25 protein-coding genes are annotated in these 26327 nt (G+C 73.7%); 15 read left to right on the plus strand and 10 right to left on the minus strand.

Annotated elements, in window-relative coordinates; all coding sequences use genetic code 11:
• Window positions 1-9: 9 nt before the first annotated feature.
• Together ABD350_RS23605 and ABD350_RS23610 are read right to left on the minus strand one after the other, a co-directional pair.
• The gene (locus ABD350_RS23605; RefSeq protein ID WP_344350279.1) at window positions 10-447 is read right to left on the minus strand and encodes a cell division protein SepF; all 438 of its coding nucleotides are present in this window, start codon (window positions 445-447) and stop codon (window positions 10-12) included.
• A 287-nt stretch (window positions 448-734) separates the two neighbouring features.
• Window positions 735-1682: an ABC transporter substrate-binding protein gene (locus ABD350_RS23610; protein WP_344350280.1), complete on the minus strand. Its 948-nt coding sequence runs from the start codon at window positions 1680-1682 to the stop codon at window positions 735-737.
• A gap of 410 nt (window positions 1683-2092) precedes the next feature.
• Between ABD350_RS23610 and ABD350_RS23615 the strand changes: the two genes are divergently transcribed.
• From ABD350_RS23615 to ABD350_RS23665, 11 genes are all read left to right on the plus strand, one after another.
• Window positions 2093-2950, plus strand: a complete 858-nt coding sequence (locus ABD350_RS23615; protein WP_344350282.1) for an amino acid ABC transporter permease — start codon at window positions 2093-2095, stop codon at window positions 2948-2950.
• Window positions 2947-4728 carry an FAD/NAD(P)-binding protein gene (locus ABD350_RS23620; protein WP_344350283.1) on the plus strand — a complete coding sequence of 594 codons (1782 nt, stop codon included), beginning with the start codon at window positions 2947-2949 and terminating at the stop codon, window positions 4726-4728. Before ABD350_RS23615 ends, ABD350_RS23620 begins: the two co-directional genes overlap by 4 nt.
• Entirely contained in the window at window positions 4725-5486 is a 762-nt protein-coding gene (locus ABD350_RS23625) for an amino acid ABC transporter ATP-binding protein (RefSeq protein WP_344350284.1), read from the plus strand. Before ABD350_RS23620 ends, ABD350_RS23625 begins: the two co-directional genes overlap by 4 nt.
• Window positions 5487-5520: 34 nt before the next feature.
• Window positions 5521-6603: an LLM class flavin-dependent oxidoreductase gene (locus tag ABD350_RS23630; protein WP_344350285.1), complete on the plus strand. Its 1083-nt coding sequence runs from the start codon at window positions 5521-5523 to the stop codon at window positions 6601-6603.
• The gene (locus ABD350_RS23635; RefSeq protein ID WP_344350286.1) at window positions 6600-7901 is read left to right on the plus strand and encodes an NtaA/DmoA family FMN-dependent monooxygenase; all 1302 of its coding nucleotides are present in this window, start codon (window positions 6600-6602) and stop codon (window positions 7899-7901) included. The genes ABD350_RS23630 and ABD350_RS23635 overlap by 4 nt, the downstream gene beginning before the upstream one ends.
• Window positions 7902-7959: 58 nt before the next feature.
• Window positions 7960-8742 carry a DUF1684 domain-containing protein gene (locus tag ABD350_RS23640; protein ID WP_344350287.1) on the plus strand — a complete coding sequence of 261 codons (783 nt, stop codon included), beginning with the start codon at window positions 7960-7962 and terminating at the stop codon, window positions 8740-8742.
• A gap of 245 nt (window positions 8743-8987) precedes the next feature.
• Window positions 8988-9887 (plus strand): S1 family peptidase, encoded by a 900-nt coding sequence (locus ABD350_RS23645; RefSeq protein ID WP_344350288.1) that lies wholly within the window; start codon window positions 8988-8990, stop codon window positions 9885-9887.
• A 198-nt stretch (window positions 9888-10085) separates the two neighbouring features.
• The gene (locus ABD350_RS23650; protein ID WP_344350289.1) at window positions 10086-13598 is read left to right on the plus strand and encodes a DNA polymerase III subunit alpha; all 3513 of its coding nucleotides are present in this window, start codon (window positions 10086-10088) and stop codon (window positions 13596-13598) included.
• Entirely contained in the window at window positions 13595-14563 is a 969-nt protein-coding gene (locus ABD350_RS23655) for a DNA polymerase Y family protein (RefSeq protein WP_344350290.1), read from the plus strand. Before ABD350_RS23650 ends, ABD350_RS23655 begins: the two co-directional genes overlap by 4 nt.
• Before the next feature lie 168 nt (window positions 14564-14731).
• Entirely contained in the window at window positions 14732-15598 is an 867-nt protein-coding gene (locus tag ABD350_RS23660) for an esterase/lipase family protein (RefSeq protein ID WP_344350291.1), read from the plus strand.
• A gap of 82 nt (window positions 15599-15680) precedes the next feature.
• Entirely contained in the window at window positions 15681-16148 is a 468-nt protein-coding gene (locus tag ABD350_RS23665; RefSeq protein WP_344350292.1) for a GNAT family N-acetyltransferase, read from the plus strand.
• A gap of 13 nt (window positions 16149-16161) precedes the next feature.
• On the opposite strand, the gene ABD350_RS23670 is transcribed toward ABD350_RS23665, so the two are convergent.
• Window positions 16162-16299 (minus strand): hypothetical protein, encoded by a 138-nt coding sequence (locus tag ABD350_RS23670; protein WP_344350294.1) that lies wholly within the window; start codon window positions 16297-16299, stop codon window positions 16162-16164.
• 234 nt (window positions 16300-16533) lie between these two features.
• On the minus strand, window positions 16534-17463 hold the full coding sequence (locus ABD350_RS23675) for a GNAT family N-acetyltransferase (RefSeq protein ID WP_344350295.1): 930 nt from the start codon (window positions 17461-17463) through the stop codon (window positions 16534-16536).
• Window positions 17464-17535: 72 nt separating this feature from the next.
• Here ABD350_RS23675 and ABD350_RS23680 point away from each other — a divergent pair, with 72 nt between their 5' ends.
• Window positions 17536-17907 (plus strand): GntR family transcriptional regulator, encoded by a 372-nt coding sequence (locus ABD350_RS23680; RefSeq protein ID WP_344350296.1) that lies wholly within the window; start codon window positions 17536-17538, stop codon window positions 17905-17907.
• A 90-nt stretch (window positions 17908-17997) separates the two neighbouring features.
• On the opposite strand, the gene ABD350_RS23685 is transcribed toward ABD350_RS23680, so the two are convergent.
• The 3 genes from ABD350_RS23685 to ABD350_RS23695 form a co-directional block, all read right to left on the minus strand.
• Entirely contained in the window at window positions 17998-18768 is a 771-nt protein-coding gene (locus tag ABD350_RS23685; RefSeq protein ID WP_344350297.1) for a DUF72 domain-containing protein, read from the minus strand.
• A gap of 46 nt (window positions 18769-18814) precedes the next feature.
• On the minus strand, window positions 18815-19909 hold the full coding sequence (locus ABD350_RS23690) for a DUF5925 domain-containing protein (RefSeq protein ID WP_344350298.1): 1095 nt from the start codon (window positions 19907-19909) through the stop codon (window positions 18815-18817).
• A gap of 87 nt (window positions 19910-19996) precedes the next feature.
• Window positions 19997-20449 carry a hypothetical protein gene (locus ABD350_RS23695; RefSeq protein ID WP_344350299.1) on the minus strand — a complete coding sequence of 151 codons (453 nt, stop codon included), beginning with the start codon at window positions 20447-20449 and terminating at the stop codon, window positions 19997-19999.
• 304 nt (window positions 20450-20753) lie between these two features.
• On the opposite strand from ABD350_RS23695, the gene ABD350_RS23700 reads away from it, so the two are divergent.
• Both ABD350_RS23700 and ABD350_RS23705 read left to right on the plus strand, forming a co-directional pair.
• Window positions 20754-21560, plus strand: coding sequence for an SGNH/GDSL hydrolase family protein (locus tag ABD350_RS23700; protein ID WP_344350300.1), 807 nt, complete (start codon window positions 20754-20756; stop codon window positions 21558-21560).
• 620 nt (window positions 21561-22180) lie between these two features.
• Window positions 22181-22450 (plus strand): hypothetical protein, encoded by a 270-nt coding sequence (locus tag ABD350_RS23705; RefSeq protein ID WP_318204341.1) that lies wholly within the window; start codon window positions 22181-22183, stop codon window positions 22448-22450.
• Between the two features lie 41 nt (window positions 22451-22491).
• Here ABD350_RS23705 and ABD350_RS23710 read toward each other — a convergent pair whose 3' ends face one another.
• Window positions 22492-23688: a CaiB/BaiF CoA transferase family protein gene (locus ABD350_RS23710; protein ID WP_344350301.1), complete on the minus strand. Its 1197-nt coding sequence runs from the start codon at window positions 23686-23688 to the stop codon at window positions 22492-22494.
• A gap of 112 nt (window positions 23689-23800) precedes the next feature.
• On the opposite strand from ABD350_RS23710, the gene ABD350_RS23715 reads away from it, so the two are divergent.
• Window positions 23801-24397: a nucleotidyltransferase domain-containing protein gene (locus tag ABD350_RS23715; protein ID WP_344350303.1), complete on the plus strand. Its 597-nt coding sequence runs from the start codon at window positions 23801-23803 to the stop codon at window positions 24395-24397.
• On the opposite strand, the gene ABD350_RS23720 is transcribed toward ABD350_RS23715, so the two are convergent.
• Window positions 24394-25548, minus strand: coding sequence for a type ISP restriction/modification enzyme (locus tag ABD350_RS23720; protein ID WP_344350304.1), 1155 nt, complete (start codon window positions 25546-25548; stop codon window positions 24394-24396). The two genes, ABD350_RS23715 and ABD350_RS23720, sit on opposite strands and share 4 nt — an antisense overlap.
• A gap of 24 nt (window positions 25549-25572) precedes the next feature.
• Entirely contained in the window at window positions 25573-26322 is a 750-nt protein-coding gene (locus tag ABD350_RS23725) for a GntR family transcriptional regulator (RefSeq protein ID WP_344350305.1), read from the minus strand.
• Between the last annotated feature and the right edge of the window lie 5 nt (window positions 26323-26327).

Here is a 26327-nt window from a genome sequence, read left to right on the forward strand (position 1 = left end):
GGCCCTGCCTCAGCTCTGGTTGAAGAAGCCGTCGGAGCGGTGCGCGGACGCCTCGCCGCTGATGATCTCCGTGTCGGCCGGGGTGAGCAGGAACACGCGGTTGGACACCCGGTCGATCGAACCACGCAGCCCGAAGATGAGCCCGGCCGCGAAGTCCACGACCCGCTTGGCGTCGCCGGGCTCCATGTTGGTGAGGTTCATGATGACCGGGATGCCGTCCCGGAACAGCTCGCCGATGGCGCGGGCGTCCCGGAAGCTGTCCGGGGTCACCGTGCCGATCCGGCGGCCCTTCTCCTCGGCGGTGTCCGTGGCCACCCGCACGCGCGGGTCGGTGACCCAGGCGTCCCCGGACTCGGTGCCCTCGGAGTAGTCGTCGTCGTAATAGCGCTCGTCATCGTTGTCGTCGACGAGGCCGAGCCATGCACTCGCCTTGCGTACCGATCCCATGGACGCCTCCTCTCACAGCGGTCCTTCTTGCTTTCCGCATCCCTATGGTCATCCATGATGCGGACGGTGCGCCAAGTGGATAGACGCCGCGCGGGGGGTTTGTGACGGTACTGGTGCACAGCCGATCCGTCGAGAGTCCTTGTGCCCCAAGGGTCGTGACTCATACCGCTGCTGACTGAGAGTGAAATATGATTGTTCTCGGCGGACGGGTGAGAAGAGGTGCGTCCGGGTGATCCTGACAGGGACTCAGACGGGCCCCGGCCGGTCGCCGGGGCCCGTCCGGGCCGTCAGTTCTTCCGCTCCGGCGGGCTGATCCGGGACTCCTCGATCGCCGAGCCGGTCGTTCCCCACTTCTTGAGAATCCGCTCGTAGGAGCCATCGGAGAGCAGCTTGTTGACGGCCGCCCGGAAGGCCGGTGCCAGCTTCGAGTCCTTCTTGAAGGCGAAGCCGACGTCCAGGCGGTGGAACTCGTTGAGGAACTTCAGGCCCTCCTGATGGGCGACGGCGTAGCGCAGCCCGTTGATCGTGGACATCACCACATCGCTGCGGCCCTGCTGGAGCGAGGACCACAGCGCGCTCGGCTCGCCGTACGTCTGCACCCGGTACGCCTTCTCGCCCGCCTCGGAGCACACGTGCCTGCTCCGCTCCAGCGTGGCCTCGAAGGTGGTGCCGGCGGCCGTCGCCACGTTCAGGCCGCACAGCTGCTTCAGATCCGTGATCTTCGTCAGCTCGCTGTCCTTGCGGGCGGCGAAGCCCTGGCCGTCGTTGATGTAGGTGACGAAGTCGATGGTCCTGCGGCGCTCGTCGGTGACGCCGAAGTTGCTCGCGCCGAAGTCGTACTTGCCGCTGTCCAGGGCGGGCAGGATCGCGTCGAAGCTCGCCTGCTCCACCTTCACATCGATGCCGAGCACCCGGGCCACCGCCCGGGTGAAGTCGACGTCCTGGCCGGTCAGGGTCTTGCCGTCGCCCAGGTAGGCGGTGCCGGGCGGGGTGCCGCCGACGCTGACCGCGACGGTCAGGCTCGTGGTGCCGGCGGGCAGCAGCTTCGCCGCGGCCGGGTCCTTCCGGATGGCGGAGACGACATCGGTGGTGGGTATCCCGGCGTTCTTGGCCGCCACTCCCGAGGCGCCCGTACCGCCCGTACCGCCGGAACCGGAACCGCAGGCGGTGAGCAGCAGGGCGGCCGAGGTAATGGCGGTAAAGGGTATGACATGCCGAAAAATGGGCGTGCGCATCGGTCAGCGGTCTCCTGAGAGCGGGCGGGTGTGCGGAAAGCGCGAGGGGAGGGGGCGCGTGTGAAGGCGGGGAGAAGCAAGAGAACGCGAGGAGGCCCGCCGAAACGGCGGGCGCGCGCAGGGGGTCAGCTCAACAGGAAGAGGACCACACGCGACCGAAGTCGATGTGGGAGCGGGTGACCAGCCACTGCTGTGGATGCATGGGCCAAGTGGAACAGGCATCCGGTTCCGCGTCAACTGACTTGAGATGTACGGCTCACAGTATGGACAGCCTTGACAGCGGGCCGAAACGCCCCCGTACTCTCGGCATACGGCCCTGCTGAGGGGCTCGGCCGTATCCGCGCCGCGCGGCGCGCCCGTGTGAAGGCATCACCTTCGTTCCGACGATTCACGCGTCACGGAGCCTTCGCATGTCATCCGACACCCTCGCCAAAGTCCCCGCCGCAGCCCAGACCCCCGAGCCCGCCGACGTCCCGCGGGTCGTCCCGCAGCGCCGCTACGGCCAGTGGACGGCGGCCGTCGTCGTCCTCGTGCTGCTCGGCTTCGCCGTCAACTCCGTCCTGCGCAACAAGGCGTTCCAGTGGGACGTCGTCGCCGACTACTTCACCTCCGACGCCATCCTGCGCGGACTGTGGCTCACCCTGTGGCTGACCGCCGTGGTGATGGCCCTCGGCTTCGCCCTCGGCACCCTGCTCGCCGCGTTCCGGCTGTCCGCCAACCCCGTGCTGCGGGCGGTCGGCTGGGGCTACGTCTGGCTGTTCCGGTCCATCCCGATCCTGGTGCAGCTGCTGCTGTGGTTCAACATCGGGGCGCTGTACCCGCAGGTGTTCGGCGTGAAGACCGTCAACCTGCTCACCCCGGTCGCCGTCGCCATCGTCGGCCTCACCCTGCACGAGGCCGCCTTCGCCGCCGAGGTGGTCCGCGGCGGCATCCTCTCCGTCGACCGCGGGCAGATCGAGGCCGCCCAGGCGCTCGGTCTCGGCCGGGGCCGGCGCTGGTGGCGGATCGTTTTGCCGCAGGCCATGCGCTCCATCGTGCCGCCCGCCGCCAACATGCTGATCGGCACCCTCAAGGGCACCTCGATCGTCAGCATCATCGCCGTCAACGACCTGCTGTTCTCCGCCCAGTTGGTCTACCACCGCACCTACCAGGTGATCCCGCTGCTGATGGTCGCCACCCTCTGGTACGCCGTGGTCACCTCGCTGCTCGGCATCGTCCAGTACTACGTCGAGAAACGCTACGCGCGCGGCACGGAGCAGACCCGATGAGGCAGCAGCTGGTGATCGTCGGGGCCGGGCCGCGGGGGACCGGCGTCCTCGAACGCCTCGCCGCCAACGCGCCCGGCCTGTACGCCGGCGAGGGCCTGGACATCCACCTGGTCGACCCCCACCCGCCGGGCGGCGGACGCATATGGCGCCAGGAACAGTCCCCGCTGCTGTGGATGAACTCGCACGCCGAGGACGTCACCATGTTCACCGACGACACGGTGGTCATGGACGGCCCCGTGCGCCCGGGTCCCACCCTGCACGAATGGGCCGGGCTCGACGGCCGCGTCTTCCCCGACCGGCGGCTCCAGGGCCGCTATCTGCGCTGGGTCTACGAACGGGCCCGGGCCGCCCTGCCGCCGAACGTCACCGTCCACCACCACCCCCGGCGCGCCCTGAGGATCAGCGGCCCCCGCGACGGCCGCCAGCAGGTGTGGCTCGCCGGCCATCCGCACCCGCTCCCGGCCGACCTGGTGATCCTCGCCCTCGGCCACCTGGACGCCGAACCCGACGGCGAGCAGGCCGCGCTGGCCGCCTACGCCCGGGAGCACGGCCTGGCGCACCTGCCGCCCGACTTCACCGCCGACAGCGACCTGTCCGCGCTGCGGGCCGGCGAACCCGTCCTCGTCCGCGGCTTCGGACTGGCCTTCGTCGACCTGATGGTGCTGCTCACCGAGGGCCGCGGCGGACGGTACGAGGGGGAGAGGTACCTGCCCTCGGGGCGGGAGCCGGTGCTCTACGTCGGCTCCCGGCGCGGAGTGCCGTACCACTCGAAGATCGGCTACGACCTGACCGGCGACCGGCCGCCGCTGCCCCGCTTCTTCGGCCCCGCCGAGGTGGACGCCCTGCTGGCCCGCCCCGGCGGCCTCGACTTCCGGCGCGATGTGTGGCCGCTGGTCGAGAAGGAGCTGGGCTTCGCCCACTACCACCGGCTGTTCACCGCCCACCCCGGGCGCACGGCGATGGCCTGGCGGGACTTCGAGGAGAAGTACGCGGCGGCCGACGGCCCCGCCGAGCAGCGGGCGCTGGTCGCCGCCGCCGTGCCCGACCCGGCCGACCGGCTCGACCTCGCCGCGCTCGACCACCCGCTGGACGGCGTGCGCTACGCCTCGCACGACGCCTTCCAGGACGGGCTGCGGGACTACATCGAGGCGGACCTGCGCCGCCGTCACGACCCCGCCCACAGCCCCGACCTGGCCGTCTTCCTCGGGCTGCTGTCCGTCTACGGGCAACTGGTGCGGCTCGGCGACATCGGGCCCTGGTGGCACGGGTTCTTCAGCTACCTGGCGTCCGGGCCGCCCGGACCCCGGCTGCGGCAGATGCTCGCGCTGTCCCGGGCCGGGCTGCTGCGGTTTATCGGGGCCGGCATGACCGTCACCGCCGAGGACGGGGTGTTCCGGGCCGCCGCCCCTACCGTGCCGGGCTTCTCCGTCACCGCCCGGGCACTGGTGGAGGCCCGGCTGCCCGAGCCCGCCGTCGGCCTGACCCGCGACAACCTGCTGCGCGCACTGCGCGCCGACGGCGCCGCCGAGACCCCCGACGGACTGCTCCGGACCGACCCCGGCGACGGCCGGATCCTGGACACCGCCGGGCGCCCGCACCCCCGGCGGTTCGCGCTCGGCCCGTACACCGACGTCCGCACCCCCGGCGCGTTCACCCGGCCGCGCACCGGCGGCCCCGCGTTCCGGCAGAACGACGCGACCGCCCGGGCGGTGCTGTTCTTCCTCAATTCACAGGCAGCCTCCGACGCGGCCCCACAAGCAAAGGAACTCACGCGATGAGCGTCATGGTCGACATCCGGTCGGTGTACAAGAGCTTCGGCTCGCTCGACGTGCTCAAGGGCATCGACCTGCAGGTGCGCGCCGGTGAGGTCACCGTCGTGCTCGGCCCCTCCGGCTCCGGCAAGTCCACCCTGCTGCGCACCATCAACCACCTGGAGAAGGTGGACCGGGGCGAGATCAGCGTGGACGGCGCGCTGATGGGCTACCGGCGGGCCGGGAACAAGCTGCACGAACTGCCCGAGCGCGAGGTGCTGCGGCAGCGCACCCGGATCGGGTTCGTCTTCCAGAACTTCAACCTCTTCCCCCACCTCACCGTCCTGGACAACGTCATCGAGGCACCCGTGTCCGCGCTGAAGCGGCCCCGGAAGGCGGCGGTGGAGACCGCGCACCGGCTGCTGGAGCGGGTCGGGCTCGGGGACAAGGCCGACGCCTACCCGCGCCAGCTGTCCGGCGGGCAGCAGCAGCGGGTGGCCATCGCGCGGGCGCTCGCGCTGGAGCCGAAGCTGCTGCTGTTCGACGAGCCGACGTCCGCGCTCGACCCCGAACTGGTGGGGGAGGTGCTGGACGTCATCCGGGACCTGGCGGCACAGGGCACCACGATGATCGTCGTCACCCACGAGATCGCGTTCGCCCGCGAGGTCGCCGACACGGTGGTGTTCATGGCCGACGGCCGGATCGTGGAACAGGGCACCCCGGAACAGGTCCTGGGCGCGCCGCGCGAGGAGCGGACCCGGACGTTCCTGGCGAAGGTGCTGTGAGCGTGGAACGGCACGCGACGGGGAAGGGGCCGGCATGAGGGGGCTGGTACATCTCGCCGCCGCGCTCGACCTGCCCGGGGTGTTCGACGGCGGGGCGTTCGCCGCTCTGGCACGGCTCGCCGAGCGCGGCGGGCTGGACTTCGTGACGCTGGACGACTCCTTCGCCCGGCCCGGCCCCGACGCGCTCGGCGTGCTGTGCCGGGTGGCGCCCGCGACCCGGCGGATCGGACTGGTGCCGACGGTCACCACCACCCACACCGAGCCCTTCCGGGTGCAGGCCGCCGTGGCCACCCTGGACTGGGTCGGCCGGGGCCGGGCCGGCTGGCGGATCGACGTGTCCGGCACCGAGAGCGAGGCCCGGCTGTTCGGCCGCCGCTCCGCGGCGCCCGCCGGCGCTCTGTGGCGGGAGGCGGGCGAGGTCGCCGACGTGGCCGCCCGGCTGTGGGACAGCTGGGAGGACGGCGCCGAGATCCGGGACGCGGCCACCGGCCGCTTCCTCGACGGGGACCGGGTGCACCGCGTCGACTTCACCGGCACCGGCTTCTCGGTCCGGGGGCCCTCGACCGTGCCCCGGCCGCCGCAGGGCCACCCCGTCCGCGTGGTCGACGCCACCGACGCCCACGCCTGTACGGTCGCCGCCCGCCACGCCGACGTGGCCCTGGTCCGGGCGGTCTCACCCGCCCAGGCCGCGGGCGTACGGGACCGGCTGCGGGAGCAGGCGAGGGCGTCCGGGCGGGACCCGGACACGCTGCGGGTGCTGGTGAGCCTGCTGGTGGACCTCGGCGACGGCGAGCACGCGGCCGAGCCGGGCCACGGGGGCGGGGGGCCGCGTCCCACCGTGCACGGTCCGCTGTACCGGGGCGGCCCCGTCGACCTCGCGGAGCTGGTGACCTCCTGGCACGCCAAGGGCATCACCGACGGCTTCCACTTCGTCCCCGTCGAACCGCGCCGCGATCTGGAACGGCTGGTCAACGGCACGGTGGCGCTGCTCCAGCACCGCGGCCTGTTCCGCACCTTCTACCCGGGCAGCACCCTGCGCGAGCACCTGGGCCTGGCCCGGCCCGCCAACCGGTACGCCGCGCCCGGGGCGTCGGCCGTTCCCCCAAGAGCGTCATGACCGCACGACAGCTGTACCTGGCGGCCGTGCCACCGGGCGCGTGCCTGGCCGACCCGGACGCCGACGACCCGGCCGGCCTCGGGTCCGACGCCGTGTGGGCCGGTACCCGCGCGGGCTCCCGGATCGCGTTCGCCTCCTACGAACGGCTCGCCGGCGCCGCCGAGCGCGGCCTGTTCGACTTCCTCCTGCTGGACGAGGAGCCGCCGCTGCCCGAACACCGGGGACGGCCGCACGAGCCGGTCCCGGCCGGCGGGCCGGAGCCGATCGCCGTACTGAACGCGCTCGCCGGGGTCACCACCCGGCTCGGCCTCGCCGCCACCGTGGACGCCGCCTGCGCCCAGCCGTACGAACTCGCCCGCAGGCTGGCCACCCTGGACCACTTGAGCGCGGGCCGGGCGGGCTGGCGGGTGGCGGTCTCGGCGGACCCCCGCACCGGCGCCGACCACCGCTTCGCCGGCCACGCGGACCCCTGCGGCCGGGCCGCCGAACTCGTCCTGGCGGCACGGGCGTTATGGGACTCCTGGAGCCCCGAGGGGGTGCCCCGGCCGTTCGCCCACCGGGGCCGGCACTTCGACATCGCGGGCGAGTTCGGCCTGCCCCGCTCGCCCCAGGGCCACCCGGTGGTGATCCGGTCCGGGGAGTCCGGGCGGGCCCGGGAGCCGGCCGCGGCCTGGGCCGACGTACTCCTGGTCCGGCACGCCCCGCCGGAACCGGCCCGTGCCCGCTACGCCGACGTCAAACGGCGGCTGGCGGCGTACGGCCGCGCCCCCGGGGACCTGAAGGTGATGTCCCGGATCACCGTCGTCCTCGGGGACACCGCGGCCGAGGCGCAGGAGCGGGCCGCCGGGATCGGACGGCGGCTGGTCACCCCGCGCCACGCGCTGCACGCGGTGGAGCGGATCTGGGGAACGGACCTGTCCGGATACGACCCCGACGGCCCGTTGCCCCGGACCGAGCCCCGCACCCGGGACCGCCGTACGCGCGCGCTCGCCGCGCGCTGGCGGGCGCTGGCCGAGGAGAAGGGGCTCTCCCTGCGGGAGACCGTGATCGAGGCGAGCGGCCGGCCGTCCTTCGTCGGCACGCCCGACGCGGTCGCCGCCGATCTGCACCGGTACGCCGAGGAGGGGGCCGCCGACGGCTTCCTGCTGGCCCCGCAGCTCCCGGACGGGCTGGAGGAGTTCGTGGACCGGGTGGTGCCGCTGCTCCAGGAACGTGCCGCCTTCCGCACGGAATACCGCGGCGGCACGCTCCGCTCCCATCTCGGGGTGCCGGGAGGGACGGCCGATGACGGCCGTTGACGACGACTGCCGAGGGCACAGACGACCGCCGAGGGCACAGAGGAAAGGAACCGATGAGATGACGACGGACGCGTCCGACGCCTGGAAGCGGTGGCACGAGGAGCGGGTGGAGAGCGTCTCGGCGCCCTACGGCCCGCTCGCGCTGACCGCGACGCACTGGATCGAGGACTATCCGGATGGTCGACTTCCGGACATTTCCGGGAAGTGGGTGGCGGAGCGGGACGGGGTCGTGCTCACCGCCGCCGAGGCCGACGGCCTGACCGTGGCCGGCCGGCCCTTCGCGGGCGAGACCCGGCTGGCCGCCGACAGCGGCCCGGAGGCCGGGGCGCGGGTCGCGCTGGGGGAGAAGCGGCTGGTCGTCCTGGTGCGCGAGGGCGTGTGGGGCGTACGGGTGTACGATCCCGCATCCCCCGCCCGGCGGGCCTTCCGGGGCATCGAGGCAGGCCCCTACGACCCCCGCTGGTCGGTGCCCGGCCGGTTCACGCCGTACGACACCACCCGCACCATCCGGCTCGGCAACGCCGACGGCCGCGAGCGCGGCTTCGACCTCGCCGGTGAGCTGGCCTTCCCGCTGGCCGGCCGGGAGCGGAGGCTGAAGGTGGCGCGGCGGGCGGACGGCGGCCTGTGGGCGGTGTTCGCCGACGCCACCAGCGGCGACACCAGCTTCCGGTTCCGCTTCCTCTTCCCGGCGGCTCCGGATGCCGAGGGGCGCACCCTCGTCGACTTCAACCGCGCACAGCTCCCGCCGTGCGCCTTCGCCGGCCACTTCATCTGCCCCCTGCCGGCCCCCGGCAACACGCTGGACGTGGCGGTGGAGGCGGGGGAGCGCCGGCTGGGCTGAGCCGTGGCGCGCCGGCCGGTCCCGCCCCAGGGGTGTGGGCCGGACCGGTGCCGCTTCGGGGGGCGTTCGGGTGGTTCCGGGCCGACGGCCGAAAGGCACCCTTGTGCCGACCGGCCGTTCGGCCGAATACTCCACCCCAGCGCTTGTCAGGGGCATGTACATCGCAACCCGGTCGGGCTCCTGGCTGCGCCTCACGGGCCCCGACCCCACGCGGGCCCCCGACTTCCCTTGGAGGGGAACGAAAAGTGAGGATCAAGCGCACCACTCCCCGCGGCACCACGAGACGGACCCGGCTGACGGCCGTGGCCACCGGCTTCCTGGCCGCGGCGGCGTTCGCCGCCCCCACCGCGAACGCCAGTGACGCCCCCGCCTTCAGCGCCACCCAGCTCACCCAGGCGAGCGACTCCGTCCTCAAGGCCGACGTCCCGGGCACGGCCTGGGCGGTGGACGCCAAGACCAACCGCGTCGTCGTCACCGTCGACAGCACGGTGTCCCAGGCCGAGATCGCCAAGATCAAGAAGCAGGCCGGGGCCGGCGCGGACGCCCTGGTGATCAAGCACACGCCGGGCAAGTTCAACAAGCTGATCTCCGGCGGCGACGCCATCTACGCGAGCAGCTGGCGCTGCTCGCTGGGCTTCAACGTCCAGGACGCCAGCGGCAACTACTTCTTCCTGACCGCCGGGCACTGCACCGACGGCGCGGGCACCTGGTGGTCGAACTCCTCCCACACCACCACGCTCGGCACCACGGCCGGGTCCAGCTTCCCCGGCAACGACTACGGCCTGGTGCGCTACACCAACAGCTCGGTGGCCAAGTCGGGCGCCGTGGGCAGCCAGGACATCGCCAGCGCGGCCACGCCGTCGGTGGGCACGACCGTCTACCGGCGCGGATCCACCACCGGTACGCACAGCGGCCGGGTCACCGCGCTCAACGCCACGGTCAACTACGGCGGCGGCGACATCGTCTCCGGCCTGATCCAGACCACCGTGTGCGCCGAGCCCGGCGACTCCGGCGGCCCGCTGTACGGCGGCACCACCGCCTACGGCCTGACCTCGGGCGGCAGCGGCAACTGCTCCTCCGGCGGTACGACGTTCTTCCAGCCGGTCACCGAGGCGCTGAGCGCCTACGGAGTGCACGTCTTCTGACGCGCCCCCCTTCCGGCCCGGCCCCCGCACGCTCCGGTGTGCGGGGGCTTCGCCGTGTGGTCGCGGTGTTTGTTTGCGCAGGTCGGAGGCGGTTGGACGGGTGTCGTACACATGTTCGGGAATGGAGGTATGGTGGGGAGAGCAGTAGGGAACTGATGTTCGAGAGTCGTTTCGGGGTCACGTGTGCGGGAGGTGGGTGTGCCGGGCTTCGCGCATCTGCACACCGTCTCCGGGTTCTCCCTGAGGTACGGGGCGTCCCACCCGGAGCGGCTGGCCGAGCGCGCCGCGGAGCGGGGCATGGACGCCCTCGCGCTGACCGACCGCGACACCCTCGCCGGTGCCGTCCGCTTCGCCAAGGCCTGCGCCGGGGCGGGCGTCCGCCCGCTGTTCGGGGTGAACCTGGCGGTGGCGCCGAGGGAGCCCGTACGCCGGGACAAGCGTCGCAGCCCGGTGCGCGGTGGCGCCTTCGTGGACGAGTCGGACCCCCGGGTGACCTTCCTCGCCGGGGACGGCGCCCGCGGCTGGGCCGGTCTGTGCCGGCTCGTCACCGCGGCGCACGCGGGCGGGGGGACCCCGCTGCTGCCGTGGGCCGGCAACCGGGGCGACGGACTGGTGGTGCTGCTCGGCCCGGACTCGGACGTGGGCCGGGCGCTCGCCGCCGGCCGGCCCGACCGGGCGGCCGTCCTGCTGGCCCCGTGGCGCGAGGTGTACGGCGACGCGCTGCGCCTGGAGGCCGTCTGGCACGGCCGTACCGGCACCGGCACCGGCCCCGGCTCCCTGCGGCTGGCGGCCCGTACCGTCGGGTTCGCCGCCGAGCAGGGGGTGCGGCCGGTGCTCAGCAACGCCGTCCGGTACGCCGACCCCGGGCAGGGGCCGGTGGCCGACGTGCTGGACGCGGCCCGGCGCCTGGTGCCCATCGACCCCCGGGGGGAGCTGGACTCCGGCGCGGCCTGGCTGAAGGACGCTCCGGCCATGCTGGACGCCGCCGAGCGGATCACGGAGGCGGCCGGATACCGGCGGGGGGCCGCCCACCGGCTGCTGGACCAGACCCTCGCCACCGCCGCCGAGTGCCGGGTCGACCCCGAGGACGACCTGGGCATGGGCAGCGTGCACTTCCCCGAGCCGCACCTCGTCGGCGCCGGCCGGCGCACCGCCCAGCGGGCGCTCGCCTCACGGGCGGCGGCGGGCATGCTGCGGCTCGGCTACGGCGGGCGGCGCGCCTACTGGGAACGCGTCCACCACGAGCTGGACATCATCGCCCACCACGGCTTCGCCTCCTACTTCCTGACGGTCGCCCAGGTGGTCGACGACGTCCGCGCGATGGGGATCCGGGTGGCCGCCCGCGGTTCCGGGGCCGGGTCGCTCGTCAACCACCTGCTCGGGATCGCGCACGCCGACCCGGTCGAGCACGGGCTGCTGATGGAACGCTTCCTGTCCAAGGAGCGGGTGGTGCTGCCGGACATCGACATCGACGTGGAGTCCGCGCGGCGGCTGGAGGTCTACCGGGCGATCATCGGCCGGTTCGGCGCCGAGCGGGTCGCGACCGTCGCCATGCCGGAGACCTACCGGGTCCGGCACGCCATCCGGGACGTGGGCGCCGCGCTGTCCATGGACCCGGCCGAGATCGACCGGATCGCCAAGTCCTTCCCGCACATCCGGGCGCGCGACGCCCGCGCGGCCCTGGCGGAACTGCCCGAACTGCGGCGGCTCGCGGGGGAGAAGGAGAAGTACGGCAGGCTGTGGGAGCTGGTCGAGGCGCTCGACGCGCTGCCGCGCGGGGTCGCCATGCACCCGTGCGGGGTGCTGCTGTCCGACGCCTCCCTGCTCACCCGTACGCCGGTGGTGCCGACCAGCGGCGAGGGGCTGCCCATGGCCCAGTTCGACAAGGAGGACGTGGAGGACCTCGGGCTGCTCAAGCTGGACGTCCTGGGGGTGCGGATGCAGTCGGCGATGGCGCACGCGGTCGCCGAGGTGGAACGGGCCACCGGGGAGCGGATCGACCTGGACGCGGTGGAGCCGGGCGACCCGGAGACCTACCGGCTGATCCGGTCCGCCGAGACGCTGGGCTGCTTCCAGATCGAGTCGCCCGGCCAGCGGGACCTGGTGGGGCGGCTCCAGCCGAGCACCTTCCACGACCTGGTCGTGGACATCTCGCTGTTCCGGCCCGGTCCCGTCGCCGCCGACATGGTGCGGCCGTTCATCGAGGCGCGGCACGGTCGGGCGCCGGTGCGCTACCCGCACCCGGACCTGGAGGAGCCGCTGAAGGGAACGTACGGGGTCGTCGTCTTCCACGAGCAGGTCATCGACATCGTCGCCGTCATGACCGGCTGCGGGCGGGGCGAGGCCGACCGGGTGCGGCGCGGGCTGTCCGACCCCGGGGCACAGGGCCGGATCCGGGTGTGGTTCGCCCAGCGGGCGGCGGCCCGGGGGTACGACGCGGAGACGATCGGGCGGACCTGGGAGATCGTGGAGGCCTTCGGGTCGTACGGCTTCTGCAAGGCGCACGCCGTCGCCTTCGCCGTGCCCACCTACCAGTCGGCGTGGCTGAAGGCCCATCACCCGGCCGCGTTCTACGCCGGGCTGCTCACCCACGACCCGGGGATGTACCCGAAGCGGCTGCTGCTGGCCGACGCCCGGCGGCGCGGGGTGCCGATCCTGCCGCTGGACGTGAACGTCTCCGGCGTCGCCCACCGGATCGAACTGGTGTCTGAATCAGGGGGGTGGGGGCTGCGGCTCGCGCTCTGCGACGTCCACGGCATCAGCGAGGCCGAGGCGCGGCGGATCGCGGACGGCCAGCCGTACTCCTCGCTGGTGGACTTCTGGGAGCGGGCCCGGCCGAGCCGCCCGCTGGCCCAGCGGCTCGCCCAGGTGGGCGCGCTGGACGCCTTCGGCGCCAACCGGCGCGATCTGCAACTGCACCTGTCCGAACTGCACCGGGGGGCCCGGGGCGGCGGCGGTGGCCAACTCCCCCTGGCCGGCGGCCGGAAGACCGCGCCGGCCGGGCTGCCGGACCTGACCCCGGCGGAACGGCTCAGCGCCGAGCTGGGCGTGCTGTCCATGGACGCCTCGCGCAATCTCATGGACGACCACCGGGAGTTCCTGGCGGAGCTGGGCGTGGTCTCCGCGCGCCGGCTGCGCGCGGCCCGGCACGGGGAGACCGTGCTGGTCGCGGGCGCCAAGGCGGCCACCCAGACCCCGCCGATCCGCTCCGGCAAGCGGGTCGTCTTCTCCACCCTGGACGACGGCACGGGGCTGGTGGACCTGGCCTTCTTCGACGACTCCCACGACGCCTGCGCCCACACCGTCTTCCACTCCTGGCTGCTGCTGGTGCGCGGGGTGGTGCAGCGGCGCGGCCCGCGCAGCCTCAGCGTGGTCGGCTCCGCCGCCTGGAACCTCGCCGACCTGGTGGAGGTGCGGCGCGCGGAGGGGCTCGACGGGGTCGCGGCCCGGCTGGCCGGACCGTCCGGTACGGACGGGTTCCCGGCGAAGGGCGACGGCGGTCCGTTCCGGACCCGGGTCGCCGGGTCCGAGGGGCTGCCCGCGCCGGCCGGCTCCGCGGCCCGCGACCCGATGGCGGACCGGACGATCCGCATGCCCACGGGATACGAGATGCACCCCTGGGCCGATCTGCGGCCCGCGGGCGAGGACGCCGCGCGAGGTCCGGCGGCGGTACGGAAGTTGTGGCACCAGAGTCCGGGGAGTGCGGGATGACCATTCTCTGCGTACGTTTCCAGCTGCCGCCGATGTACGAGGCCGCCCTGCCGGGGCTGCTCGGGCTGCTGGAGGAGTTCACCCCGGTGGTGGAGGCGCTGCCGCCGGACGGCGCGCTGGCCGATCTGCGCGGTGCCGAGCGGTACTTCGGGCGCGACGCGGTGGAACTGGCCTCGGTGATCCGGGTACGGGCCCTCGCCCGGTACGGCGTCGACTGCGCGATCGGCGCCGGGCCGGGCCCGCTGCTGGCCCGGGTGGCGCTGCGCGAGGCCCGGCCCGGGGCGACCCGCGCGGTGCCGGCGGACGCCGTCGCCGAGTTCCTCGCCGGCAAGCCCGTCACCGCGCTGCCCGGCGTCGGCGCGGCGACCGCCCGCACCCTGGACGAGTACGGCCTGGACACCCTGGGCCGGGTCGCCGCCGCGCCGCTGTCCACGCTCCAGCGGCTGATCGGCGCGCGGGCGGGCCGGGAACTGCGGGAGAAGGCGAGCGGCATCGACCGCGGCCGGGTCGTGCCGAACGCCGTCTCGCGCTCGCTGGTGACGGAACGGGCCTTCCCCCTCGACGAGTTGGACCCCGTTCGGCACCGTGGGGCGCTGCTGTCGGCCGCCGAGGAGATCGGCGCCCGGCTGCGCGCGGTGGAGAAGGTCTGCCGCACCCTGACCCTCACCGTGCGCTACGCCGACCGGTCCGGCACCACCCGCAGCCGCGCCCTGAAGGAGCCGACCGCGCACTCGGCGGCCCTGACCCGGACGGCCTACGGCATGTACGAGGCGCTGGGCCTGCAACGCGCCCGGGTCCGCGCGCTGGCCCTGCGCGCCGAGGACCTGACCCCCGCCGACCAGGCCGCCCACCAGCTCACCTTCGACCCCGTGGACGAGAAGGTCCGCCGCATCGAGGAAACGGCGGACCGGGCCCGAGCGAAGTTCGGCCCCCGCGCGGCGTTCCCGGGCACCTTGGCGGCGTGACCCGCCCGCCGCGCGCCTCCCCGGCCTGGTTAGCACTGCAAGTTTTTACTGACGCGTAACTTCACAGCCGGACTACCCGACCGTAACTTGACCAGTGAACAGCATCCCGTGATCCGGATCACAGGGTTAGGCCGTGCACCTCCCCTTGAGCCGCAAGGAGATCACACGATGCTGCCCTGGAAGCGAGTGCTCAGACCGCTCGCCGCGCTCCTGCTCGCCGTCGCCGTCGCCGCCGTACCGGCCGCCACCGCCAGCGCCTCCGACGCCGGTGCCCCCAGCAGTGGCTGGAACGACTACTCGTGCAAGCCGTCCGCCGCCCATCCCCGGCCCGTCGTCCTCGTCCACGGAACCTTCGGCAACTCGGTCGACAACTGGCTCGGCCTCGCCCCGTACCTCACGAGCCGCGGGTACTGCGTCTACTCCCTCGACTACGGCCGGCTCCCCGGCGTGCCCCTCTTCCACGGTCTCGGCCCCATCGACAAGTCGGCCGGGCAGCTGTCCGCGTTCATCGACAAGGTGCTCACCGCGACCGGAGCCGCCGAGGCCGACCTGGTCGGCCACTCCCAGGGCGGCATGATGCCCCGCTACTACCTGAAGTTCCTCGGCGGAGCGGCCAAGGTGCACGCCCTCGTCGGCATCGCCCCCGACAACCACGGCACCGACCTGGTCGGCCTCACCAACCTGCTGCCGTACTTCCCCGGCGCCGAGGACCTGCTCAAGGCCACCACCCCCGGCCTCGCCGACCAGATCGTCGGCTCCGACTTCCTCACCAAGCTCAACGCGGGCGGCGACACCGTCCCCGGCGTGCGCTACACCGTCATCGCCACCAGGTACGACGAGGTGGTCACCCCCTGGCGCACCCAGTACCTGAGCGGCACCGGCGTCCGCAACGTCCTGCTCCAGGACCTCTGCCCGCTCGACCTGTCCGAACACCTCGCGATCGGCCTGTTCGACCGCATCGCCTTCCACGAGGTGGCCAACGCCCTCGACCCGGCCCACGCCACCGCCACCACCTGCGCCTCGGCCCTCGGCTGAGCCGCCGCCGGGGCCTGTCCGGTCCGAGCCGCCGGACAGGCCCCGGAGCCTCCACCCTGCTCGGGCGGATAACGTGCGCGGCATGATCGACATAGACCACAGCGGCACGGAACAGGTCCGGCCGGCCGGCACGCGGGACGTACCCGCCGTGCGGGCGGTGACGGACGCGGCCTACCACCCCTACATCGAGCGCATCGGGGTCGTGCCCCAGCCCATGGAGGCCGACCACGCGGCGGACGTGGCGGCCGGCAAGGTGTTCGTCACCGGCGAGCCCGTCGTCGGCCTGGTGGTGGTCGAGGCGTTCGCCGACCACCTCTTCCTGGACAGCATCGCCGTCCACCCCCGCGCCCACGGCACGGGCGTCGGCCGCCGCCTGCTGCGCTTCGTCGACGCACACGCGCGTGCCCTCGGGCTGGGCGAGATCAGGCTCTACACGAACGCGATGATGTGGGAGAACCAGGAGATCTATCCGCGTTACGGCTACGAGGTCGTGGCCCGCCGGATCGACGGCCCCTACGACCGCTTCCACTACCGCAAGCTGCTGGACTGAGCAGTCCGTCGGGTCAGGCGTCGGGCCACCAGGTGCGCGCGATGTCCTTGCGCACCTCCGGCCGTCCCGCCGGGGTCTCTTCCGCCTCCTCGGCCATCCGGCGGCTGTCCGTCCGCTTCAGGGGCTTCTTCTGCACGGTCATACGGCGCATCGCTGCCTCCTTCGATGCCTACGGGTTCCGTGTTGTCACGGAGGTAGACGTTTTCGGGGAGATTTCCTCATCAGTGCCGGTTTGTCAGTGGCGGCTGTCACGTCCGTACCGTCAGTGGCGTGTGTCACCCTCCGGGACTGAAGAACGGGAACACGCACAGGGGTGCTGGTGCCCCGGAAGCGGACCGCGATGCGCGGGCCGCCGAGCAGGACGGCCTCCGACCGCTCGGCCCGGTCAGCCGAGTTCGCGGACGTAGCGCACCTCCCGCGCGCGGATTTCGTACCCGAGCCACTTGTTGATCGCGAGCATGGGACCGTTTCCGGTGTCGTTGCCCGTGAACGCCTCGGCGAGACCGGCGGCACGGGCCCGGTACAGGGAGTGGGTCTTGACGAGCTTGGCCAGGCCGCGGCCGCGATGGGAGCGGACGGTGCCGGTCATCGCCGTCGAGTAGCCGGTGCCGCCGTCGGTGTAGGCCACGCTGAAGGCGACCGGCCGGCCGCCGGCACAGGCCACCACGGTCAGCTCCCGGTGCAGCAGCGGGTGGTGCCAGACCTCCTCCACCCACGCGTCGTAGTCCGAGAACTCGGTGTCCACATCGCCCGGTTCGTCGCGCACCGTCTCCGCGTCCAGCTCGAACAGCGGCCGGGGATCGGCCGCGAAGTCGGCGGCCGTCCGCAGCTCGATTCCGGGCGGGGTCCCGGGAAGCGGCGGCAGGGTGCCGTGCGCCAGGTCCAGCCGGAGGAAGTCGGCGCTGCGGCCCGGCCGGTAGCCGCGCCGCTCGGCGAACGCCCGGTTGGCCGGCTCGTCCAGGGCCCAGGCGAGCAGCCGGGTCGCGCCCAGGTCCGTCAGGTACTCCTCGGCGGCCCGCGCCAGCAGCCGGCCGGCCCCGCGCCCGGTCCGGTCGGGGCGGACGTAGATGTTCAGGACGCCCTGGCCCGGCTCGGGGCTGTCGTGGACCAGGTGGACCTGCGCCGTGCCGATGATCTCCCCGTCCTCCTCCGCGACGAGCGGCCGGAAACGGGCGTCGGGGTGGACATGGGCGGCCGTGTGCCGCACCGAGTCGGGAGTGAACAGGATGTACGGCAGCGCGAGGCGGCGCACCCGGGCGAAGCCCTCCGCGTCGGCGGGGACTTGGGGGCGCAGGTCACGCACGAGGACTGTCATGGCACCGCACCGTACGAGGCCGGGATGCCGGGCTGCCTCCCATTTTCCGGCGGGTGCGGGACAATCGGCCCCGTGAGCCTGAAGATCCGCATCGACGACAGCGCGCCCCCCTACGAGCAGGTGCGGGCGCAGATCTCCGAGCAGGCGCGCTCCGGGGCGCTCCCGGTGGGGTACCGGCTGCCGACCGTGCGGGGGCTGGCCGAGTCACTGGGGCTCGCGGTGAACACGGTGGCCAAGGCGTACCGGGCGCTGGAGGGCGACGGGGTGATCGAGACGCGGGGGCGCAACGGCACGTTCGTGGCCGCCGCCGGCTCGGCCGCGGAGCGGGAGGCATCCGCGGCCGCCCAGGCGTACGCCGGGCGGGTCCGGCGGCTCGGGCTCGACGAGGACGAGGCGCTGAGCGCCGTACGGGAGGCCCTGCGGGCGGCTTACGGGGAGGGCTGAGGGGAGCCCGGCACCGCCGGGCCCCGCGGCCGAGGCGGCGGGAAGAACGGGCCGGGGCGCGCACCCGCGGCGGGCAGCCGGGCGGGGCGGCTACCGGAGTTCCGCCGGTTCCGGTGTTCTCGTCACCGTCAGCCCCGCCCGGCGCGCCGCCCCGCCGAACACCACCGCGTCCTGTACCGCCGCGCCGCCCGGGTCGTTGTTGAAGTACGCGTACACGTCCCGGCCGTCGGGCCAGGTCGTCGCGATCCGGTCCACCCAGGTCTCCAGGCTGCGCCGCCCGTAGCGCGGCCAGGGCCGGGCGCGGCCCTGGTGGAAGCGGACGTAGCCCCAGCCGGCGGTGCGCCACAGCGGCCCGGCCGGGCGGGCCAGGACATCCGCCCAGCACAGGGCCGCGTCACGGGACTCCAGCACCTCGCGCACCTCGCCGGTCCACCAGGACTCGTGCCGGGGCTCGACCGCCACCCTCGCATTGGGCGGGAAACAGGCCAGGCAGGCGTCCAGCAGGGCCGCATCGACGCGCAGGGTCGGCGGGAGCTGGAGGAGGACGGGGCCCAGGCGGTCGCCGAGCCCCGCCGCGTGGGTCAGCAGCCGGTGCACCGGCTCCTCGGGCTCCTTCAGCCGCTTGACGTGGGTGAGGAACCGGCTGGCCTTGACCGCGACCACGAAGTCCGGCGGCACCCGCTCCCGCCACCCGGCGAAGGTGTCGTACGACGGCAGCCGGTAGAACGCGTTGTTGATCTCCACGGTCGCGAACAGCCGGGTGTACTCCTCCAGCCACCGCCGCGCCGGCACCCCGGCCGGATAGACGAGGTCCCGCCAGTCCTTGTACTGCCACCCCGACGTGCCGACATACAGGGTCATACACCCATGAAAGCACTCGCCGTGACAGCGCTCATCCGAACCGTGCTCACAGGTACAGCCCCGCGTCCGCGCCCTCCCGGGCCCCCGGCACCGATGTCGGCGCGGTGCCCCGGCGCAGCGCGTACAGCTCGGCCAGGGTCGCGCCCTCCCGGCCGATGCCCTGCTCGGTGCCGAGCCAGTCCACCGCCTCCGGGCGGGTCAGCGGGCCCACCTCGATCCGGGCCAGACAGCGGCCGGGGCGGACCACGGCCGGGTGCAGCCGCTCCAGGTCCTCGTTGGTGGTGACGCCGACCAGCACGTTGCGGCCCTGGCCGAGCAGGCCGTCGGTGAGATTCAGCAGCCGGGACAGGGCCTGGCCCGCGGTGTGCCGGGCCTCGCCGCGGATCAGCTCGTCGCAGTCCTCCAGCAGCAGCAGGCGCCAGCGGCCCTTGCCCGCGCCGTCGTCCTCGCCGATCGCGATGTCCATCAGATAGCCGACGTCGGAGAAGAGCCGCTCGGGGTCCAGGACGCAGTCGACCTGGCACCAGTCCCGCCAGGAACGGGCCAGCGTGCGCAGCGCGGAGGTCTTGCCGGTGCCCGGCGGGCCGTGGAGCAGCAGCAGCCGGCCGGCGATGTCGTCGGGCGTCGTCCGCATCAGCCGGTCCATGGCATCGGCCACCGGCGCCGTGTAGTTGGCCCGGACCTCCTCCCAGGTGCCCGCGGAGATCTGCCGGGTGGTGCGGTGCGGGCCGCGCCGCGGGGAGACGTACCAGAACCCCATCGTCACGTTCTCCGGCTGCGGTTCCGGCTCGTCGGCCGCGCCGTCCGTGGCCTGCCCGAGGATCCGTTCGGCCAGATCGGCGCTGGTCGCGGTGACCGTCACGTCCGCGCCCCGGTTCCAGCGGGAGACCAGCAGGGTCCAGCCGTCCCCCTCGGCGAGGGTCGCGCTGCGGTCGTCGTCGCGGGCCACCCGCAGCACTCGGGCGCCCTCCGGCAGCAGGGTCGCTCCCGAGCGGACGCGGTCGATGTTCACCGCGTGCGAGTACGGTTGCTCGCCCGTCGCGAAGCGGCCGAGGAACAGCGCGTCGACGACGTCGGACGGTGAGTCGGAATCGTCGACGTGGAGCCGGATCGGCAGGGCGTCGTGTGGGTTCGCGGACATGCCCGCCATGATCCGGCACGGATGCCCCGCCCGCACGGCATTTCCGGTCCAACGTTCCGGAAGAGCCCCGGCCGTCCTCCGCGGGCGTCAGTCGTACCGGCCCCTTTCGCAACCGCGGCCCCTGACCAGCGCGACCAGCAGGACCAGCAGGCTGAACCCGGTCACCACGACCACCCCGCCCCCGGCCGACCAGCGGTCTGCGGCCAGCATGCACTGGGCGACCAGCAGGTCGACGGCGATGGCGCCCGCGACGGCGGTGACCGCGCGGCCGAGCGGATCCGGCCCGCGCAGCGCCGCGGCGATCGCCCCGGCCGGCGCCGCGAGCAGGAAGAAGAGCGTGCACGGGGCACGCAGGGGTGAACCGGAGTCGATCAGCGCGAGCAGCGCGCCGGCCGTCACTGCGGCGGCCACGGCCCCGGCGAGCAGCGGTGCCGGGCCCCTCCCCGGTCCCGGCCGCGTGCCGTCGGTGTCCGTCCCAGTGTCGTCCGGAGAAGCCCCGGTGTCGTCCGGAGAAGGCGGCTTGATACGTATGTTCTGCATTGGCGACTTTGCCCCCCGACGCGCCTGATGCCGGGTTTCAATGTGGCGCAGCCGCAGGCGGGCGTCAAGGCGGCGGCGCGGGCGGAACGGATGTTGTCCGGAAGCGCGCCGACGACGGCTTCTCCGCGCGCCGCCCCCGAGTTGATGGAGTGTCAACCGACCCGGCGTGCACGCGCCATACCTGAACGGTGAATGTCTCGGGTCGATCTCGTCGAGACCCCGAAAGTTTTGGCATGGACACTTCCTGTCAACACGCGTAGCTGCTACCAACGTTGAGGCAGAGATCCTGCTAAAGGGAGGTTCCATGAGACGTTCCCGATTTACCGGACTCGTTACCTCGCTCCTCCTCGCCGCCGGCCTCGGTCTCACCGGGGCCGCTCCGGCGCAGGCGTCCTCGACGGCCGCGGCCGGCGGCTACGTGGCCCTCGGCGACTCCTACTCCTCCGGGGTGGGCGCCGGCAGCTACATCGGCTCCAGCGGCAGCTGCGAGCGCAGCACCAAGGCCTACCCCTACCTGTGGAACGCCGCCCACAGCCCCTCGTCGTTCGCCTTCAACGCCTGCTCGGGCGCCACGACGGACGACGTGCGCGCGAACCAGCTCGGCTCGCTCGGCTCCACCACCTCGCTGGTGTCCGTCACGGCAGGCGGCAACGACGCGGGCTTCGCCGACGTCATGACGACGTGTGTGCTCCAGTCCGACAGCTCCTGTCTCTCCCGCATCAACACCGCCAAGGCGTACGTCGCCAACACGCTCCCCGGCAAGCTGGACACCCTCTACAACGCGATCAGGGCCAAGGCCCCGTCCGCCCGGGTGGTCGTCATCGGCTACCCCCGCTTCTACCTGCTCGGCCAGTCCTGCCTCGGCCTCTCCGAGACCAAGCGGGCCGCAGTCAACGACGCCGCCGACTACCTCGACACCGCCATCAAGGCCCGTGCCACCGCCCACGGCTTCGTCTTCGGCGACGTCCGCACCACCTTCACCGGCCACGAGATCTGCTCCAGCTCCTCCTGGCTGCACAGCGTCAACTGGCTCGACATCGGCGAGTCGTACCACCCGACCGCGGCCGGCCAGTTCGGCGGCTACCTGCCGGTGTTCACGAACAACGCGTGACCCGAACGGGCTCGCCCTGCCGGGTGGACTCCCGGCCCCCTCCGGGAGCCGGGCCGGGGCGAGCCCGCAACTCCCGCGCCCAGGACCGGTCGGCCGGCCGCCGAGCGGCCCCTGGTGCGTGAGATCGCCCACGTTCTGTCCGCCGCGGACGCCTGCGGACGCCCCCAAAGGCCCGCGCGGCGAGCGGCGCGGAAGAACGGCGCGCCGGAGGACCGGAGTGATCGCTTCCGCCTTACGCGCGGGAGGCCGTCGTCACCCTCGGCGGACACGGCACCCCGTCAGGCGGGCGCGTCCGCCGGCTCCGGCTCGCGCGCTCCCCGCGCGCATCCGCTCTCTCCCAGGCTCCCGGCGCGCGACACGCCCTTGATCACGGAAGACCTCGATCCCGCCGCGACGTCACTCGCCGTAACCGCCGAGCCGGACGGCGGCTCAGTCGGGCTCGGCGGTCGGCCGCTTGTCCAACTCACCCTGAAATCGGTCGCATTCGGAGAGTAGTCAAAGGGGGATGGTCAACCCCCTTACAGGGATGGTGAATCCTGTGGCCGAGATACCCGGGTGCCCCAGTGGGGCGATAGGGTTAGCCTGCCCGGGCCGGGTGACTCGTACGGGTGGGGAGTGACATGGAACAGATAACAGTGCGCAGCAGGGCGAGGGTCCCTGCGATCACCTGCGGGAGCAGCGCGACCAGTTCGCGCCTGGACCGCCACCTGTCGGTGCTGGCGGGACCCGCCATACCGCAGCGGGAGACGGTCGAGGCGACCTCGCTGATGCGTGAGCTGACGGCACGCGACTCCGTGCACACGCGCAGCGACCGGGGTGCGCGGGTCAGCCGCGTCTCCCTCTTCGCGCCGCTGCGCCGGCTGCGCCGTTCGCTGTTCGGCGGTCACTGACCGCACCGCAGGGCCCCGGCCTCCCGGCGGGGGCGCCGCGCTCAGGCCACCACACCGTCCCGGCGCAGCGCTGCGATCTCGTCGTCCGTCATCCCCACGGCACGCAGCAGCGCTCCGGTGTGCTGCCCGAGCGCGGGCACCTCACCCATCCGTGCCTCGCCCCCGCCCGGCAGTGTGATGGGCGGCAGCAGTGCCCGCAGCGGCCCGGCCGGCGTTCCCACCTGACGCCACCGCTCCCGGGCCGCCAGCTGCGGATGCTCTGCCAGCTCCCGCACGTCCCGCAGCCGGGCGCAGGCGATGCCCGCCCGCTCCAGCCGGGCCAGCGCCTCCTCGGCGTCCAGCACCCGCAGCGCCGCCGCCACCAGCGCGTCGGTGCGCTCCCGATGGGCCACCCGGGCGGCGTTCGTCGCGTACGCCGGGTCCGTGCCCAGATCCGGGCGGCGCAGGACCTGTTCGGCCAGCCGCCGCCACTCCCGGTCGTTCTGCACCGACAGCAGCACCCGGCCGCCGTCCGCCGTCGGATAGGCGTCGTACGGAGCGATCACCGCGTGCGCCAGCCCCGTGCGGGCGGGCGGCTCACCGCCGTGCATCGTGTGGTGCAGCGGATGCCCCAGCCACTCGGCGAGCGCCTCCAGCATGGACACCTCCACCGGCCCGCCCCGCCCGGTCGTGCCGCGCCGCACCAGCGCGGCCAGCACACCGGAGAACGCGTACATGGCCGCCGCGATGTCCGCCGCCGGGATGCCCGCCTTCACCGGCTGCTCCGGTGTCCCGGTCACCGACACCAGCCCCGCCTCGCACTGCACGAGCATGTCGTAGGCCCGCTTGTCCGCGTACGGCCCCGAGCCGCCGTAGCCCGAGATGTCCACGGCGATCAGCCGCGGGTGCGCGGCGCACAGCGTGGCCGCGTCCAGGCCGAGCCGGGCCGCCGCGCCGTGCGCGAGGTTCTGCACGAACACGTCCGCGTCCGCGACCAGCCGCCGTACGACCGCCAGAGCGCGCGGATCCTTCAGGTCCAGCGCCAGGGACTCCTTGCCGCGGTTGCACCACACGAAGTGCGAGGCCAGACCGCGGGCCGCCGTGTCGTAACCGCGCGCGAAGTCGCCGCCGTCGACGCGCTCCACCTTGATGACCCGGGCCCCCAGGTCGGCGAGCTGCCGCGTCGCGAAGGGCGCGGAGACGGCCTGTTCGACGGCGACGACGGTGATGCCCTCCAGGGGGAGCGGGAGTTGATCCATGGGGTGGATGATCTCCCCTGACCGGCGGCTTTGTCAGCAGTGCGGAGCCACCCGGTCCCGGTCCGCGCATACCGGCGTACCGCGAGCGGCAGGAGATCAGGAAGGTGCCGGGGTGACCGATCGATGGCGGCCCGAGGGGCCCGTGCCCGGGGAGACCCGGGCGTACCCCACGATGGACCGGGAGCGGGCCCGGCGCCAGCTCGGCCTGATCGCCGAGGTGCTGGAGGCCGCCCGGGACGCCGGCATTCCGCTCTGGCTGCGCGGCGGCTGGGCCGTGGACTTCTTCCTCGGTGAGGTCACCCGGGACCACGGGGACATCGACTGGTTCGCCTGGGCGCGGGACGCCCCGGCCCTCGCCGGGCTCCTCGCCCGGCTCGGCCACACACCGGTGCCGGGCCCGCCCGCGGATCTCCAGCTCGACTTCGTCAAGGACGGCCTGGACAGCAGCTTCACCCTGATCGACCGGGACACGGCGGGACGGGTGACCGTGGCGGGCGGACCCTGGGCCGGCACCCCCTGGCCGGACGGGCTGCTCGCGGCCGAGCCCGGCCGGATCGGCGCGCTGAGGGCGCCCGTCGTCGATCCGCGCGCCCAGATCGAGATCAAGCGCATGATGCCGGTCTGGGACCCCTCCCGGCCCCGCCGGGCCAAGGACGCCGAGGACATCGCCCGGCTGGAGGCCGCCCTGCGCGCGCGTGCGGCGGGCTAGAGCAGCGCGAACTGCCCCTCCGGGCCCTCTTCCTGGTGGTCCAGCACCGAGGCGGGGCGCCGGGCGGACTCCGGAACCGGCAGGACGCCCGCCCGCCGCAGCTCGCCCGCCGTCACCGCCGACACCGGCCGCAACCCGGCGCGCGGCGCCCGCAGTTCCGCCAGCAGCGCGAGGACCGTGATCAGCTCCAGCAGCTGGGAGGTCCAGCTCTGCGGCCAGGCCGCCGGGCGGATCGCGGCGAGCGTGCCCGGCTCGGCCGGCGCGGTACGGGCCGTGAACCAGGACTCCAGGACCCGCACCCCGGCCGCCTCGAACTCCCAGGCCGCCGCCGGGACGGGGGAGATCCGGCCCCCGTCCAGGTACAGGGCCTCCTCGTCGGGGTCGTACCGGAGGGTCTCCGGACGGCCCGGCAGCGGCGCCCGGACGTAAGGCCGACGGCCGCCCGGCAGCCTGGGCCGCTCTCCGTCCCGGCACATCAGCCACAGCGCCCGGCGGCCCAGCTCCACTCCGGACGCCCACAGCTCGCCGTCGTCGGTGAGCGGCACGGTCAGGTCCGGGCGGACCGTCGCCACGATCCAGGCCAGCACGTCCGCCGCCGGGGGGCGTGCGCCCAGGCGCCGGGACAGCAGGTCCAGCAGGCCCGGGGCCAGGTTCGGTTCGGCGCCGCCGGGGCGGCGGTACAGCGGACGGATCCGGCCGGTGCGCACGGTGGGCAGGAGCGGGGTCGCCAGCAGCGGGAGGTCCGCGTCACCCGTCTCGACCGTGAACACCTGCCGCGCGTCCGCCACCCGCCACAGCTCCGGGCGGGCCGCGTCGATCAGCCGGTGATCCGGGATCAGCCACCGCTCGTCGAACGGCGCCGCCAGCACCCGCACGGGCTCCGCGCAGGGACCCCCGGCACGGGCGAGCCGTTCGGTACCGGTGGACTGACCGGGCAGCTGGGCCACGGCCGAGGTGAGCGCACGCGCCCGGGACGGCTCGAACAGGGCCTCCCGGTCCGGCCCCTCGGCCCGCAGCAGGGCGTCCCAGCGGGCCCGCAGCGAGCCCGGATCGGGCGCCGTCGGCCAGCGGCGGCCCGGCCGCAACGGTGCGACGGACCACGGCATCAGGTCCGCCAGCGGCGGAGCGTCGTCGTGCGTCACGGTGGGCATGGTACGGCCTGACCCGCCCCCGGTTCAGGTGGCGTCGAGAGTGACCGTGAACGAGAACCGGTCCCCCCGGTAGTGGATGACGGCCACATCCAGCACCCGCCCCGCACTGTCGTACGTCACCCCGGTGTAGTGCAGGATCGGGCTGAGCAACGGCACGTCGAGCAGCCGCGCCGTCTCCGGGTCGGCGAGCCGTGCCTGCACCGTGTCGGTGATCCGGCTGATGTCGGCCTTCACCACGTCCCGCAGGACCTTGGTCATCGGCCAGCGCACCAGGTCGTCCGGGTCGATCCGCTCGGCCAGGTCGGGCCGGATGTGGTTGACGGCGTGGTTGGTCGGCTCCCCGGTCTTCTCGTCGCCGCGCAGCCGGTGGTACGCCGCCACCTCCGCGAGGTCCGGGAAGTACTCGGCGAGCGCGGCCGGCACCGGGACCAGGCCGTGCTCCAGCAGCTCGGTCGTCATCCCGGACTGCTGGGCCACGATGGCGTCCACCGAGCCCAGCAGCCGCACCGGCGCCCCGCGCCGCACCCCGGGCTCGATGAACGTGCCGCGCCGCCGGTGCCGGCTGATCAGCCCCTCGTCCTCCAACTCCTTCAGTGCCTGCCGCATGGTCAGCACGCTCACGCCGTAGTGCTCCGCCAGCCGCTCCTCGGTGGGCAGCCGCAGCGGGTCCTCGGGGGAGCGGCCCAGTATCGAGGCGCGCAGCGACTGCGACACCTGGTACCACAGCGGCAGCTTGCGGTTCAGCACGATGGAGTCCGGGGCGAAGGAGGTCACGCCGC

It is taken from the genome of Streptomyces nogalater, assembly GCF_039532885.1.
Lineage (GTDB): Bacteria > Actinomycetota > Actinomycetes > Streptomycetales > Streptomycetaceae > Streptomyces > Streptomyces nogalater.

Coding starts and splice junctions, on each gene's coding strand:
- ABD350_RS23605 (WP_344350279.1), bottom strand. CDS start 447: ATGGGATCGGTACGCAAGGCGAGTGCATGGCTCGGCCTCGTCGACGAC.
- ABD350_RS23610 (WP_344350280.1), bottom strand. CDS start 1,682: ATGCGCACGCCCATTTTTCGGCATGTCATACCCTTTACCGCCATTACC.
- ABD350_RS23615 (WP_344350282.1), top strand. CDS start 2,093: ATGTCATCCGACACCCTCGCCAAAGTCCCCGCCGCAGCCCAGACCCCC.
- ABD350_RS23620 (WP_344350283.1), top strand. CDS start 2,947: ATGAGGCAGCAGCTGGTGATCGTCGGGGCCGGGCCGCGGGGGACCGGC.
- ABD350_RS23625 (WP_344350284.1), top strand. CDS start 4,725: ATGAGCGTCATGGTCGACATCCGGTCGGTGTACAAGAGCTTCGGCTCG.
- ABD350_RS23630 (WP_344350285.1), top strand. CDS start 5,521: ATGAGGGGGCTGGTACATCTCGCCGCCGCGCTCGACCTGCCCGGGGTG.
- ABD350_RS23635 (WP_344350286.1), top strand. CDS start 6,600: ATGACCGCACGACAGCTGTACCTGGCGGCCGTGCCACCGGGCGCGTGC.
- ABD350_RS23640 (WP_344350287.1), top strand. CDS start 7,960: ATGACGACGGACGCGTCCGACGCCTGGAAGCGGTGGCACGAGGAGCGG.
- ABD350_RS23655 (WP_344350290.1), top strand. CDS start 13,595: ATGACCATTCTCTGCGTACGTTTCCAGCTGCCGCCGATGTACGAGGCC.
- ABD350_RS23660 (WP_344350291.1), top strand. CDS start 14,732: ATGCTGCCCTGGAAGCGAGTGCTCAGACCGCTCGCCGCGCTCCTGCTC.
- ABD350_RS23665 (WP_344350292.1), top strand. CDS start 15,681: ATGATCGACATAGACCACAGCGGCACGGAACAGGTCCGGCCGGCCGGC.
- ABD350_RS23670 (WP_344350294.1), bottom strand. CDS start 16,299: ATGCGCCGTATGACCGTGCAGAAGAAGCCCCTGAAGCGGACGGACAGC.
- ABD350_RS23675 (WP_344350295.1), bottom strand. CDS start 17,463: ATGACAGTCCTCGTGCGTGACCTGCGCCCCCAAGTCCCCGCCGACGCG.
- ABD350_RS23685 (WP_344350297.1), bottom strand. CDS start 18,768: ATGACCCTGTATGTCGGCACGTCGGGGTGGCAGTACAAGGACTGGCGG.
- ABD350_RS23690 (WP_344350298.1), bottom strand. CDS start 19,909: ATGTCCGCGAACCCACACGACGCCCTGCCGATCCGGCTCCACGTCGAC.
- ABD350_RS23695 (WP_344350299.1), bottom strand. CDS start 20,449: ATGCAGAACATACGTATCAAGCCGCCTTCTCCGGACGACACCGGGGCT.
- ABD350_RS23700 (WP_344350300.1), top strand. CDS start 20,754: ATGAGACGTTCCCGATTTACCGGACTCGTTACCTCGCTCCTCCTCGCC.
- ABD350_RS23705 (WP_318204341.1), top strand. CDS start 22,181: ATGGAACAGATAACAGTGCGCAGCAGGGCGAGGGTCCCTGCGATCACC.
- ABD350_RS23710 (WP_344350301.1), bottom strand. CDS start 23,688: ATGGATCAACTCCCGCTCCCCCTGGAGGGCATCACCGTCGTCGCCGTC.
- ABD350_RS23720 (WP_344350304.1), bottom strand. CDS start 25,548: ATGCCCACCGTGACGCACGACGACGCTCCGCCGCTGGCGGACCTGATG.